Annotated in this window: 11 protein-coding genes; 4 read left to right on the top strand and 7 right to left on the bottom strand. The window is 66.6% G+C overall.

Annotated features, from left to right (window positions below; translation table 11 throughout):
* Positions 1 to 2 precede the first annotated feature (2 nt).
* Positions 3 to 698, bottom strand: coding sequence for a TPM domain-containing protein (locus H6G16_RS06830; RefSeq protein WP_242036237.1), 696 nt, complete (start codon positions 696 to 698; stop codon positions 3 to 5).
* 68 nt (positions 699 to 766) lie between these two features.
* On the opposite strand from H6G16_RS06830, the gene H6G16_RS06825 reads away from it, so the two are divergent.
* Entirely contained in the window at positions 767 to 1,468 is a 702-nt protein-coding gene (locus H6G16_RS06825; RefSeq protein ID WP_190389527.1) for a cofactor assembly of complex C subunit B, read from the top strand.
* Here the strand turns inward: H6G16_RS06825 and lptC are convergent.
* Together lptC and H6G16_RS06815 are read right to left on the bottom strand one after the other, a co-directional pair.
* Positions 1,368 to 2,489 carry an LPS export ABC transporter periplasmic protein LptC gene (lptC, locus tag H6G16_RS06820; protein WP_190389526.1) on the bottom strand — a complete coding sequence of 374 codons (1,122 nt, stop codon included), beginning with the start codon at positions 2,487 to 2,489 and terminating at the stop codon, positions 1,368 to 1,370. The two genes, H6G16_RS06825 and lptC, sit on opposite strands and share 101 nt — an antisense overlap.
* A gap of 26 nt (positions 2,490 to 2,515) precedes the next feature.
* Positions 2,516 to 4,084 carry a methionine--tRNA ligase gene (locus tag H6G16_RS06815; RefSeq protein ID WP_190389525.1) on the bottom strand — a complete coding sequence of 523 codons (1,569 nt, stop codon included), beginning with the start codon at positions 4,082 to 4,084 and terminating at the stop codon, positions 2,516 to 2,518.
* Between the two features lie 82 nt (positions 4,085 to 4,166).
* On the opposite strand from H6G16_RS06815, the gene H6G16_RS06810 reads away from it, so the two are divergent.
* Positions 4,167 to 6,026: an FAD-dependent oxidoreductase gene (locus H6G16_RS06810; RefSeq protein ID WP_190389524.1), complete on the top strand. Its 1,860-nt coding sequence runs from the start codon at positions 4,167 to 4,169 to the stop codon at positions 6,024 to 6,026.
* On the opposite strand, the gene H6G16_RS06805 is transcribed toward H6G16_RS06810, so the two are convergent.
* The 3 genes from H6G16_RS06805 to rpmG form a co-directional block, all read right to left on the bottom strand.
* Entirely contained in the window at positions 6,023 to 7,981 is a 1,959-nt protein-coding gene (locus tag H6G16_RS06805; protein ID WP_199289250.1) for an RNB domain-containing ribonuclease, read from the bottom strand. The two genes, H6G16_RS06810 and H6G16_RS06805, sit on opposite strands and share 4 nt — an antisense overlap.
* Before the next feature lie 85 nt (positions 7,982 to 8,066).
* Positions 8,067 to 8,288 (bottom strand): 30S ribosomal protein S18, encoded by a 222-nt coding sequence (rpsR, locus tag H6G16_RS06800; protein ID WP_006041316.1) that lies wholly within the window; start codon positions 8,286 to 8,288, stop codon positions 8,067 to 8,069.
* A gap of 102 nt (positions 8,289 to 8,390) precedes the next feature.
* Positions 8,391 to 8,585: a 50S ribosomal protein L33 gene (gene rpmG / locus H6G16_RS06795; RefSeq protein WP_190389523.1), complete on the bottom strand. Its 195-nt coding sequence runs from the start codon at positions 8,583 to 8,585 to the stop codon at positions 8,391 to 8,393.
* Positions 8,586 to 8,698: 113 nt separating this feature from the next.
* On the opposite strand from rpmG, the gene pheT reads away from it, so the two are divergent.
* On the top strand, positions 8,699 to 11,137 hold the full coding sequence (pheT, locus tag H6G16_RS06790; protein WP_190389522.1) for a phenylalanine--tRNA ligase subunit beta: 2,439 nt from the start codon (positions 8,699 to 8,701) through the stop codon (positions 11,135 to 11,137).
* On the opposite strand, the gene rlmD is transcribed toward pheT, so the two are convergent.
* Positions 11,134 to 12,540: a 23S rRNA (uracil(1939)-C(5))-methyltransferase RlmD gene (gene rlmD / locus H6G16_RS06785; protein WP_347238820.1), complete on the bottom strand. Its 1,407-nt coding sequence runs from the start codon at positions 12,538 to 12,540 to the stop codon at positions 11,134 to 11,136. The two genes, pheT and rlmD, sit on opposite strands and share 4 nt — an antisense overlap.
* 114 nt (positions 12,541 to 12,654) lie before the next feature.
* Here rlmD and apcD point away from each other — a divergent pair, with 114 nt between their 5' ends.
* A complete protein-coding gene (gene apcD / locus H6G16_RS06780) occupies positions 12,655 to 13,149 on the top strand; it encodes an allophycocyanin subunit alpha-B (protein WP_190389521.1) in 495 nt (164 codons plus the stop codon).
* Positions 13,150 to 13,663 lie beyond the last annotated feature (514 nt).

The following is a 13,663-nucleotide window of genomic DNA, read 5'->3' as shown; positions in this document are numbered from 1 at the left end:
GTTCAGCGTGAGAAAACCCACCAGGTGAGCATCGGCACGATCGTGCCCAGCACCAAGAGGACGACCACCCAGGTGAACGCGTTGCTGGATGCTGTTTCTTCCTTGGTCGGAATGTTGGTGGGTTGGGTGACGACTTCGGCGGTGACTGGCTCCCCCGGATCTTCCCCCCCTTCCAAGACGGTGAGCAGGCGGGTCATGGCGTCCAGGCTGCCCTGCCGGTAGCGACCCCCATCACGGATCGGCTGGGCCATGGTGGTTCGGGCCGTGCTGCGCAGCAGGTTGGCGTCCAGCTGGGCACTGAGGGCAGGGGCGGCCACCACAGCGGCGCTGTTGGTCTGGCTGTCGATCAGGAACAGCAATTGGTTGGGCTCTGCCCCTGCATCGGCCCAGCGCTGCAGCAAGTCGGCACCAAGTGCGGGCAGGCTCAACCCATAGTCGAGGCGGTTGACGGTGACCAGGTGGGCATCCACCCGATCGGCACTGAACGTCTCCAGGGTCTTACCGAGTTCGGCACGGGCGGCCCTGCTCAGCACATCAGCCGTGTCCAGCACCCGCTCCTGGGGGGCAGCGGCGGGTAAGCCAGCAGCGGAGATGGCCAGGGCCGGGGCGGGACAAACCAGGCTGCCGAGGCTGCAACACAGGGCAGCCAGCAACGCCAGAAGGGGAGTCCAACGGGTCGCGCGAGGGGAAGTCGGCAATGGATCAGGCCAAGCTTGGCCCTAGTTTGCCGCTTGCGGGCCCAGCTGTCGCCTCCTGCTCTCCGGCCATGACCGCCTCCATCCCCGCCCGCGTCAGTTTCTGGTCAGGCGTGGCCGCTTTGGGCCTGGTGGTTCTGAACCAGACCACCGCCACCAGCACCGATCCGTCCCTGGAACGGGCCGCTGTGCTGGCGAGCTTTCTGGCGGTGGCCCTGATGTTGGTAGGGGTGCTCTGGACACGCGCCATCCCGGAAACGGCTGCCCGCGTGGATTTGAAGGGCGCCCAGGGCCTGGTCCTCGCAGAGGGGCTGCCGGACGATCTGGCCGAAGAACTGGGCTGGGGCAGCCAGATGTTGCTGACGGCGAGTGCGGCCGCCGTGGTGCTGGTGAGCTGGCAGGGCCGATGCTTGCTGCGCCGGGGTTTGCTGGCGGAAGGGACCTTTGTTCCCGGAGCCATCTGTCAGCGAGCCCAGGACAAGGGGGGTGTCATTTCGCTGGTGGATTTACGCCTGTACCCAGGGCGGGAAGAATTTTCCTCCCTGCTGCCGGGCTTGCCTGCCGTGGTGGTCCAACCCCTGGGCCGCGATGGGCTGGTGGTGCTGGGCGGGTGGTCGCCGCGCTGCTTCAGCCGCAGTGATCTCACCTGGCTCGAGGGCTGGTCCCAGCGGATCAGAGGGAAATTGGAGGCGCTTTCCGTTCCTTTGTCTGGGGTCGGTTCCGGGCCGGCGGCAGGGTCATCCGGGTTTGAACCCGACTCCCGGGACTGCTGAACACCGCCTGCCCCTGTTTCGAAACCAGGCCGGTGAGGCGTTGGGCCTTGGTGACCTGTTGAAAGGCGGTGCGGCGGAATTCCACATGGCCAGTGGCTTCCACCTGGTTGGTCTTCCAGTTCCAGCTGCAGCGATCGGCGCGCAGGGCATCGGTGGGTTGGTTGAGTCGACAGGCCTGGGGAATGACCAAGGTCTGGATGGGCCCCAGGACCTCGAAGCCGATGCCCGTCAACAGGGATTGATCGAGCCGGGCGGTGAAGGGGTGGGGGCTACTGATCCGTTCGTCGGCCAGCTGGATGCGGGTCTGGCGGGCATCGAGCCTGGCCTTGCGGCCTGGATCCAGCAGTTGGACCGGGGATTGCAAGTCGATCACCTGGGTGAGGGAGTTGCCGGTGAGGGCCGGTGAGCTGAGGGTCTGAAGCCCCTTCCCTGGCAGACGGCGCTCGCCCCGAACCGGACCACGTCCCAGCAGTTGGCCGGTTCCGGGGAACCAATCCGCGGAGCTGACCGTGAGGGTCATGCCACTGACGCCAGTGCGCTCCAACACGGGCCGGCCCAGCAACTCCAGCTTGTCCTGCTGGATCCAAAACCGTGCCCGCTGGGCGGTGAGACGCAGATCACCCTGGCTCGCCCGGGGACGGCGGTCGATCTCCATCCGCTCCTGCTTGGGATACCAGCGCACCCGACTCGCACTCACCAGCAACGGCTTCGGCCCCACCCGCTGGAGCCGGGTCGGCCCCTCCAGCTGCACGACTTCGCCGTCATTGATCACCGTACCGTTGCTGGCCGTGATCCGATAGAGGGGTTGGCCCTTGGCGTAGATCACCCCCCTCAGGTCCCTGGCCTGGGCCACGCGCCGGCTGAGGTCATAGCGGGCCTCGGGACTGCTGAGCTCCCACAAGGGGCGACCACTCGGATCCCTCTGGCGCAGGTTGAGCGAGCGGAACACAAAGGGCTGGGCGGGCTCCTCCTTGGGGGCGGGGGCGCGGCAGCCCCCCAGGAGCTGCGGGCCCAGAACCAAGGCCAGACCAAGCAGCAGCTGACCGATCACAGGGGCGCCTCCAACTCAAGCCGCTGCATCACCGGCTGGGGTTCGATCAAGGGGAGGCCCGGGGCCAGGAAGCCCCAGCGTTGGGCGTCCCGCCAGGCGGAGGGGACGCCATGGGCGTGCTCACTGTCAAACGGTGGCTGACCGAGCTGGATCAGCATCCGCCCGGACAGCTCGGGCACCAACGGAGCCAGCAACACGGCAACCCAGCGGGTGGCCTCCAACACCGCATAGAGATCAGCCGCCACCTGGGCCTCCTCACCGGCCTGTTTCATCCGTTTCCACGGAGCCTGGTCATTGAGGAAGCCGTTGGCGCTCGTGGCCAGCTGCAGGGCAGCCTCCGCGGCGGTGCGGAAATCAAGGGATTCCAGGGCATCGGACACCGTCTGGCCGGCGCTCTGGGCCGCAACCGCCAGGGGGTGGTCCGGTTGCATGGCGCTGCCGGCTGGCGGCACGGCATCAGCGAACCAGCGCCGCGCCATCGAGGAGGTGCGATTGAGCAGGTTGCCAATCGTGTTGGCCAGGTCGTTGTTGACCAGATCGATGAACCGTTGCTGCTGAAAATCGCCGTCATCACCGAAGGGAATATCCCGCAGCAAATACCAACGCACCGCATCCCGGCCGCAGCGTTCCAGCAGCACATCCGGATCCAGGACGTTGCCGAGGGATTTGCCCATCTTCTGGCCCTCTCGCGTCAGGAAGCCGTGGCCAAACACCCGCTCGGGTAGGGGCAGGCCAGCCGACAGGAGCATGGCGGGCCAGTACACGGCGTGAAAGCGCAGAATGTCCTTGCCGATCACATGCAGCTGGGCGGGCCAACCGCGCTCCAGGATCAGATCCAGGTCGACAGGATCGTCCTGGGTCAGCAGGGCCGAGAGATAGCCCAGCAGGGCATCAAACCACACATAGAACGTGTGGCCTGCATGGCCTGGAACTGGAATGCCCCAGGGGAGATCCACACGGGAGATGGAAAAGTCGCGCAGCCCCTGGGCCACGAAATTTTCCACTTCCTTCTGTCGGCTAGACGGTGCAATGAAGCCCGGGCGCCGGATCAAGGCCTCGATCTGGCTCTGATAGCGCGAGAGGCGAAAGAACAGGTTCACCTCATCGCGCCATTCCAGCGGCTTGCGGTGGATGCCGCATTCCGGGTCTTCACTCCCCGGCGCATCGTCCTTGAACTCTTCGCAGGCCACGCAGTACCAGCCCTGCTGGCGGCCCTCCACCACATCCCCATTGGCCTCAACCTTGGCAAAAAACTGCTCGACCAGCTGACGGTGCCGCGGGTCCGTGGTGCGAATGAAGCGGTCATGGCTGATCTGCCAGCGGTTCCACAACGACCGGTAGCCCTCGCTCACCCCATCGCAGTGGGCCTGGGGTGTGAGCCCCGCAGCTTCGGCGGTGCGCTGAATCTTCTGGCCGTGCTCATCGCAGCCCGTGATGAACACCACCTGCTCCCCCTTCAGGCGCTGAAAGCGGGCGATGGTGTCACAGGCGAGCGTGGTGTAGGCGCTGCCGAGATGGGCCCGGTCGTTGACGTAGTAGAGCGGAGTGGTGAGGGTGTAAGACATGCAGCCGGGAGGGGGGCACGCGGCGCCTGGACCGGGGCCCACCCTGACACGCTGGGGAGCCAGTCCTTGACCCTTGCTAGCCATGGCGATCAGGCACGAACAGGTCGAGGTGGTGGTTTGGGGCGGCGGCACCGGCGGGGTGGCGGCCGCGCTGCAAGCGGCCCGAAGCGGAGCCAACGTTTTGTTGCTCACCCCGGGCCCCTGGCTGGGGGGCATGGTGAGTGCGGCCGGGGTCTGCGCCCCCGATGGAAATGAGCTCTCCCCCTGGCAGACGGGCCTCTGGGGCGCGTTCCTGCGGGAGCTGCAGCGGCGCGAACCGGAAGGCCTCGACCACAACTGGGTGAGCTGCTTTGGCTATCGACCCGCGACGGCCGAGGCAATCCTGCGGGACTGGTGCAAGGGCCAGCGAACCCTGCAATGGCTCGACGGCGTGGTGTTGAAGGCGGTCCACCGCCAGGGTCAGCGCCTTGACGCCATCGACGTGGAGCATCGGGGTGAGGTGCTGCAGATCCGAGCCACGGTGGTCATTGACGGCAGCGACCGCGGTGAGCTTCTGGCCCATGGCGCCGCTCCCTACCGCCAAGGCTGGGAGGCCCAGGAACAGTGGCAGGAGCCCAGTGCCCCAGCCCAAGCAAGGCTCGAGAAAGATCCTTTTTTTCGGGAGCATCCGCTCCAGTCGCCCACCTGGGTGGCCATGGGCCAATTGCCATCCGGTGCGACACCCGGCTCGCTGCCCATGGGGGAGACACCCCGGCTGGCGGCGCCGTTTGGGACCGCTACCGAGGCCTTCGGGCTGGAGCGCACCATCAGCTACGGCAGGTTGCCGGGGGGGTTGGTGATGCTCAACTGGCCCCTCGGCGGCAACGATTGGCATGGATCAGGCCTGGAGCTTCTGGAGCCCCAGGCGCCTGACGGCCCGATCGGCGCGGCCATGCAGGCCCACAGCCAGGCCTTCAGTACAGCGTTGCAAGCAGCCTCCGGGGGATGGCTCCGGCCGGCGGCCTGCTTCCCCCTGCCCGGGGTGAGCAGCGGGGGGCGTTCGGCCCTCGAGGGGCCGTCAGCTCTGGCCCTGATGCCCTACTGGCGGGAGGGGCGTCGTTTGGCGGGGCGCACGGTGGTGCTGGAACAGCACCTCCTGCCCCTGGGGCCAGGTGAATCCCAGGCACCGCTGCCCCTCAACGAGAACGGCCAGGTCGAGTCGGTGGCGGTGGGCAACTATGCCAACGACCACCACTATCCCGGCCCCGATTGGCCACTCGCCCCCAAAAGCATCCGCTGGGGCGGCCGCTGGAGTGGGACGCCATTCACCATTCCCTACCGGGCCCTGCTCAGCAACGGCTGTGACAACCTGCTCGCTGCCGAGAAGTGCCTCAGCGTCAGCCACATGGCCAACGGCGCCACCCGGCTGCAGCCCTTGATCTTCAACATCGGCCAGGCCGCCGGTGCCGCGGCGGCGCTGGCGGTACGGCACAACGTGCTGCCAGCGGACCTGCCGGTGCGGACCCTGCAGGAACAGCTGATCGGCGATGCCTGGGCACCGGCAGCGGTGGTGCCGCTCTGGGACACCCCGTGGGACGCCGAGGACTGGGCCGACCGCCAGCTGCAGCTGCTGGATGCCCCCGATCTGGTGGAGGCCCATGGCCAACTGGCCCAGAGCTTTGCCCGTCCCGTTGACCCCCGTAGGAGCCATGCGGAGCGGCTCGAGACCCTCTGGTCCGGCATGGTCGCGCCCGATGGCCAGGGTGGCTTCCAGATCACGGTCGCCCCCGGGCCGGCAGTCGATGCCAGCGGAACCGAGGCCCACACCTGGCCCCTGATCACTCTCGAACCCGGGCTCAACCGCTGGCTCCAGGACCTGGAGCGGCCGACATCGGCCCGCCTGATCGGCTGTGCGAATCCCTGGGGGCCTTGGTTGCGGGCATCCCGGCTGGCCCCTGACTAGCCGGTGGCCAGCAACCGCAGCTGGTCCCGCAGGGGATCCACCAGCTGCACTCGCAGCAAGAGTCCATCCCCGGGCTGGGATCCGGCGGGACACTCGGCCGCCAGATCCAGGCCCAGGGCGTCCACATGCACCAGGCCCAATCGGTCCTGGGGACGCAACCAACGGAGGAACAGGCCAGCCCAGTGCTCCTGGCGGTGGTCGTGGAACCACACCTGTTGCCAGTGGCGCTGATCCTCGCGGCTGATCTGGATGCCCTGGCGGATAGCCCCATCAAGCTGAGTCAGGAGATCCTGAAGGGCCTCGGCGGCCAACGGTGGGGTGTGCTGCTGCACGGCCAGCAGCTGGCGCTGCACCACCAGATCTGCGTAGCGACGAATGGGTGAGGTGGCCTGCACATAGGCAGGCAGCCCGAGGCTGAAGTGGCCACTGGGTTCGGTACCGGTGTGCCCCCGGCTCAGACAGCGTTTGATCGCCGCATGACGCACGGGCCCCTCAGGCAAGGCGGTCAGTTCGCTTTCCGGCGGCAGGGTTGCTGGCAACTGGCTGCGGTAGGGCAAGGCAAGGCCCTGCTCCCTCCCAAAAGTTGCCACGGCAGCTCCCGCCAGGATCATGGCCTCAGCCACCAGCAACCGGGACGGACTTGGCTCGGTGATCTCCAGCAGCGCCTGATCGCCGTCGGCGCGAATCCGCCCTTCCGGCTGGTCCAACAGCAGGGCGCCCTGCTGCACCCTCCACTGGCGGCGGCGTTCCAGCAGGACGTGGAGATCGGCGAGGTCGCGCTCCTGGGGGGGTGCCAGATCAATCAACTCATCGGCATCGGCGTAGGAGAGCCGATAGGTGGGCGACACCCAGCTGCGCTGGAGGCCCGAGGCGGCAATGGCGCCAGCCCCATCCAGCTCCACCCAGACGCTCCAGGCGGCGCTGCGCTGCCCCGCCCGCAGGCTCATCGGCCCGGTCGCCAGGGCCTCGGGAAACATCGGCAGGATGCCCCTGGCCAGGTACAAGCTGGTGCCCCGTCGGCGCGCTTCCAGATCGAGCGGTGAATCCACGGGGATCAGGCGCCCCGGATCCGCCACGTGGATCCAGATCCGCTGCTGGCCTGAGGGCGTGGTTTCGAGGGCGAGGCCGTCGTCGATATCGCAGGTGTCCGCATCGTCGATGGTGACGCTGCGCTGGGCCGTGAGGTCGAGGCGGGTGGCATCGCCCGGCTGCTCCTGCTCGGCAGCCGCCACCAGGCGATCGGCCTCCGCGAGCAACGCGGCGGAGAAGCCCTGCTCCCAGGTGGTGGCACGGAGGGACGGCAGATGGTGGGCTTCCCATTGCCCCAGATCCACCAGCAAGTGGCGGATGGAGCCAGTATCGGGGCTGCAATCGGCAGCCTGCAGGGCCTGCCGCAGGGGCAAGGGCAAGGGGGTGTCACAGTCACCAGCGGCCCAAGCCAGCAACACCTCCAGTTGCTGCTGCTGCTCCGGATCGAGGAACTGGGGATCGAGCTTGGCCCGTGCTCGCAGCAGTTGATGCCATCGCTGTTCCGCCTGGACGTGGAGCATCTGGTGGCGCCGCTCACGCCGCAGCCGTCTCAGGTCGTCGCGACTGCGGGGCTGAACCAGTCCCTGACGCAGGCGAAACAGGGTCTGGGGCCCCTGGCACCAGAGCCAACAGGCGGCAACCGCCAGACCGTCGCGCTGGGAACACACCAGTTCGACCCACTGGTCCAGGGGCAGGGCAGCACCGTCGTCCTGAAGCAACAGCCAGGCCGCACCAAAATCGCGCCGGGGTGGCAGCGCTGCCGCCAGGCTGGCCTCGTTGATGCCCCAGGGGGGCTGGCTAACCCGCTGGGGCACGGTGGCCAGGCCTGGCAGGGGGCAGAGCAACTGCAGCTGCCGCAGGGGGATGATCTGTTGGCGTCCTGAACCACCAATGGCCACGGAGGCCTTCGTGGATTGGACAGTCAAAACAACGGCGACCTGGGGCCCCCGCTCGTCGCTGAGGCCGACCAGATCGCCGGGTTGGAATGTTGCTGAGACCAGCGGATGCGCCTCAGCCTTCGGGGTTCACGAAGGGCAGCAGGGCCACGATGCGGGCTCGCTTGACCGCATTGGTGAGGTCACGCTGCTGTTTGGCAGTGAGGCCAGTGAGACGGCGGGGCAGGATCTTGCCGCGCTCCGTGATGAACTTCTTGAGCAGATCGACGTCCTTGTAGTCAATGGGGTCGCCGGGCTTGATCGGCGACAGACGCTTCTTGAAAAAGGAACTGGACATTGAAAAAAACGCTGAGGTGAAGGGAAGCCGACGCCTGTCAAGGCCAGGGAAAAGGCAAGGGGAACAGGGCGATCACCAGGTGGTAGGGCCCTGAAACCAGACTCACTTGATTTCCTTGTGAACCGTTGAGGAGTTGCAATGCGGACAGAACTTCTTCAGCTCAAGCCGTTCGGTGGTGTTGCGGCGGTTCTTTTCGGTGGTGTACCGGGACACACCGGGAGACCGCTTGGCGGGGTTGGACCGGCATTCCGTGCACTCAAGAGTGATCACGATCCGGACGCCCTTGTTTTTAGCCATGAAGGACGTTGCGCCGCTGGTGCGATGCGAAAGGACAAGCTGCCACCATACCTGGCGGCAGAACCCGGAACCCTGTGGATCCCTAGGATCCCGCTTCCTGATGGGATGGGTTGATGCGGGTCTCGCTCCAATGGTTGCAGGAGCTGGTGACCGCCCCAGGCGAGGCGCTCGCGGTGGAGGCCCTAGCGGAGCGCCTGTCGCTCGCCGGTTTTGAAGTTGACGGCATTGAGGATCTGGCCGCCCAGGCCGCAGGGGTGGTGGTGGGCTACGTGCGCGATCGCCAGCCCCACCCCAACGCCGACAAGCTCAGTGTCTGTGTGGTGGAGGTTGGGGCGCCTGAACCGCTCCAAATCGTCTGTGGGGCAAGCAATGTGCGAGCTGGCATCCACGTCCCCGTGGCCCTGGTGGGGGCCCACCTGCCGGCCGTCAACCTCACGATCAAGCCCGCCGAACTGCGCGGCGTGCCCAGCAGCGGCATGATCTGCTCCCTGGCGGAGTTGGGCCTCAATGCCGAGGCCGATGGCATCGCCGTTCTCGAGGAGTTGCTCGAATCGGTGCCCGCCGTAGGGGCCCCGGTGGGGCCGAGTCTGGGGCTGGATGACCAGGTGCTGGAGCTGGCCATCACCGCCAACCGCCCCGATGGCCTGTCGATGCAGGGCATTGCCCGGGAGGTGGCCGCCTTGGTGGGCGGCCAGACGTGCTTTGTCATGCCGGCACCGGCCGTGACAGCTTCAGAGTTGCCGGTCGACGCCAGTGACCGGGCGGCCATGGAGGAGGGAGGGCTGTTCAGCCTCACAGCTCTGGAGGGCGTGAAAGTTGGTCCCTCGCCGCGCTGGCTGCAACAACGTCTGGTCAAGGCCGGCATCCGGCCGATCAATACGGTGGTGGACATCACCAACCTGGTGATGCTGGAAACGGGGCAGCCGCTGCATGCCTTCGATCGCGCCCGGCTTGCGGCGCTCAGCGGAGGCCAGGCCAAAGTGGCCTCCGTAGGGCTCCGTCAAGCGCGCGCCGGAGAACGCTTCACCACCCTCGACGGATCGGAGCAGGCCCTCACGCCTGAAGCCCTCGTGGTGACCTATGGGGGCCGGGCCATCGCCCTGGCGGGCGTGATGGGTGGCGCGGAAGAAGCCGTCAGTGACAACACCACGGCCATCTGGTTGGAGGCGGCGGTCTTTGCCCCCCAATCCGTTCGTCGCTCCGCCCGCAGCGTGGGACTTCGGACCGAAGCCAGCAGCCGCTTTGAGAAGGGCCTGCCGCTGGAGAACACCCTCACGGCCGCCGACCGAGCCGTTGAACTCTTCCAGGAGCTCTGCGGAGCCCAGGTGGTGGAACGCTGGCTTCACCAGCGCCCCCAGGCACCGGCCGTTCCGTTGCAGTTGCGTCGCGACGCGCTCCACAACTTGCTGGGCCCCGTGCAGGAGGGCGAGGAGCTGGGCGATCTGAGCGATGGCCAGATCCTGCAAACCCTCACAGCGCTCGGCTGCACCCTGGTGGAGACTCCCGATGGGGAGGGATGGCAGGTCACCGTGCCCCCCTCCCGCTCCATGGACCTCCAGCGGGAGGTGGACCTGATCGAGGAAGTGGCGCGGCTGGTCGGCTACGACCGGTTTGCCTGCCATCTGCCCGATCCACTCGAACCCGGGGGCCTGGAGCCGGCCCAGCAGGTTGAGCGGCGACTGCGGCGCCAACTCTGTGCCACAGGGTTACAGGAGGCCTGCAGCATGTCCCTGGTGGCGTCAGCACCGGGGCGGATCCCCCTGGCCAACCCATTGCTGGCCGATTACGGCCATCTGCGCGACAACCTGCACGGCGAGCTGCTGGCCGCTGCCCGCCGCAACCTGCAGAGCGGTCAAGCTGGGTTCTGGGCCTTTGAAATGGGCCAGGTGTTCAGTGCGACCGGAGAGCGACACCTGCTCGTGGGTGTGATCTGCGGCGAACGGCGGGCCGAACGTTGGACCAGCAGCGGCAAGCCCCAACCCCTCTCCTACGGCCAGGCCCGTGGGGTGCTGCAGCAGGCCCTGGCCTCCCTGGCCATCCCCTGCGAAGACCGTCCCCTGCAAGACCATGCCCTGCTGCACCCGGGCCGGGCCGCCCAGATCGTGGTGGAGGGCCGACCGGCGGGATGGTTTGGCCAACTCCATCCGGAACAGGCCCAAACCCTCGACCTGCCCGACAGCACCCACCTGTTCGAACTGGAGCTGGGGGCGCTGCTCACCGCAGCCACGCGCCGCAACCGCTCGCAACCAGCCTTTGCCCCCTTTGCCACGGTGCCAGCGTCAGAACGGGATCTGGCGGTTGTGGTGAGCGCCGACTGCCGCTCCGCCGACCTCCTCCAGGTGATCCGCAAGGCCGGCAAGCCCTTGCTGGAACATGCCGAACTGGTCGATCGCTACACGGGTGATCAGCTGGCCGATGGGCAGTGCAGCCAGGCCTTTCGGCTGCGCTACCGGGATCCCGAGCGCACCCTCACCGATGAGGCCGTGGAACAGGCCCATGCCGCGGTGCAGGCAGCCCTGGAGAAGCAGCTGGGCGCCCAGCTGCGGGCCTAAGCCCCTGGCCCGGGACCAGCGGCACCACGCCGCAGCACGGCCAGGGTTTCCACGTGGCTGGTCTGGGGGAAAAAGTCGAGCGGCTGCAGGGACTCCAGCCGGTAGCCCCCATGGGCCACCAGCTGGGCCAGGTCGCGGGCGAGGGTGGCCGGATCGCAGCTGAGATAGAGAATCTGGGCCGGTGGCCGCTCCAAAATGGCCGCCAGGGTGGCGGGCTCCAGACCCTTCCGGGGCGGGTCGAGAAACAACACATCGCAGTGGGCCAGGTGCGCTGCCAGGCACTGCGCGACGACGCCGGCCTCGAACGAGGCCCGATCGGTGAGACCGTTCTCCCGGGCATTGGTTCGGGCCTGTTGCACGGCTTCGGCACTGAGCTCGATGCCATGCACCTGCCAGCCAGCGGCCGCCACCGGCAGGGTGTAGGTGCCGATCCCGCAGTAGGCATCCACCATCATCCCGGTGGGGACTGTGTCCAGCGCGGCCAGGACCAACGGCACGACCCGCTCAGCCTGGCGGGTGTGAACCTGAAAAAAGGTGTCAGCCGCAATCTGCAGGGTGAGACCGCTGAAGCGCTCTTCCACCCAACCCCGACCGGCCACCACCCGGGTCTCCGGTCCCATCAGGGTGTTGGTGGCCAGGGGCTGCAGGTTGAGACACACGCCCACCACCTGGGGCCAGCGCTGCATCCACGCCGCCGCCAGAACTTCGAGGCCCTCCAGCTCGGCGTGGCTGCTCACCAGGGTGATCAACACATCTCCACTGTGACTGCCAAGACGCAGGGCCAGATGGCGAAGGCCGCCCCCCTCCCGAAAGTCCCGGTCCACAGGCCAATCACTGGATTCCAGATCGGCCTTGAGCGGAGCGATCAGGCTGTCCAGGCGGGGATCCAGCACTGGACAGTGGTTCATGTTGACGATCGTGTGGCTGCCGCGGCGATAGAAGCCTGCCCGCAGTCGACCATCCTCACAACGCTCCAAGGGGATGATGGCGCGGTTGCGATAGCCCAGACTGTCGGGCGCCACGAGCAAGGGAGACACTGGGGTATCGAGATGGGCGATGCGCCGGATGGCGTCGACCACCTTCTGGTGCTTCCAGTGCTGCTGCCCAGAGTCCGCCAGGTGCTGCACGCTGCACCCACCGCAGTGCTCCGCCAGGATGCAGGGAGGGCGCTGCCGCTCCGGAGCAGGAACCAACACCTGGTCCAATTCGGCCAGCCAATGGCGCCGAGCCCGGTGGGTGAGCCGCACCTTCACCCGTTCCCCAGGCAGGGCCCCAGACACGAACAGAACCCGATCGTTGAGGCGGGCCACCCCTTGTCCGTCATGGGAGAGGCCCGTGATCTCCACCTCCACCCGGCTGCCGGTGGATAGGTCCAGGTTGCTGCCGGTGGTGAGGCTATCCACGCGCGCCAGGCAATCCCTCACCCTACGCCGTGCAAAGGGGCGTTACACCTTGGTATCGAGAGGCAGGTTCCCCCGAGGGAGTCGATACAGTGATGCACGCGTGTGGTCGCTGCGATGAGCGTCGTTCGGGATCTGATCCTCCAGGCAGATGATCAGCTGCGCTATCCGAGCGGCGGCGAGCTGCGCTCCATGGTGGAGTACCTCAGCCGTGGGGCCGACCGGCTGGCCGTGGTTCGGGTGCTCACGGACAACGAGAAAAAGATTGTGGATGAGGCTGCCAAGCAGCTGTTCCAACGCAAGCCTGACTACGTCGCCCCCGGGGGCAACGCCTACGGACAAAAGCAACGGGCCCAGTGCCTACGGGACTACAGCTGGTACCTCCGCCTGGTGACCTACGGGGTGCTGGCCGGCAGCACCGAGATGATCCAACAGATCGGTCTTGTGGGTGCCCGCGAGATGTACAACAGCCTTGGTGTGCCGATGCCTGGCATGGTGGAGGCCATGCGCACCATGAAGGATGCGGCCATTGCACTCTTGAGCACGGAACAAGCCGCGATGGCCGGCCCCTACTTCGACTTCCTGATCCAGGGGATGCAGACCAGCACCTGATTCCTCGTCAAAGACTCTCCAGACCCAGCCGACATCGGTCTCAGCTGGGTCTTTTTTCTAGACGTTAGTGAGACCCATTCCAGAATTGCGAGAATGAAGGCGAGGCCGTTGCTACCCCCTTGGCCGTTTCAACCTCACCTGCGTGGGCTGCTCGTGGCGTGACGTCTTGGCAACGGCCAAGTGAATGGTCTTATTGTTCTCAGTATGTTCTTATTATGGGTTTTAGTGCAAGTTTGAGACAAGACAAGCAGGAGTAATCCAAGGGGTCACGATGTCAATGTCGCTTCCGTAAGACCGGCCGAGACGACCAATCGCTGAATAGGAGAGGGATTCCAAGTGAGTACCTGTGTATGACACAGGTACTCAAACCCAAGAACGCTGAGAGAGCAGCGGTTTGGAACCGCGCACCAGAATTGGACAGGAAACGGGACAAGCCCTGATGGAAAAGAGGGCAGAATTCACGAGGGCGCAGCCAAGGGCCGCGCTGGGTATTCGTTGGCTAAGCGCTACAGAC

The sequence above is a fragment of the Cyanobium sp. FACHB-13342 genome, assembly GCF_014697415.1.
Taxonomy (GTDB): domain Bacteria; phylum Cyanobacteriota; class Cyanobacteriia; order PCC-6307; family Cyanobiaceae; genus Cyanobium_A.
Note: the sequence above shows the minus strand (reverse complement) of the source record. Positions and strands in the feature narration are given on the sequence as shown.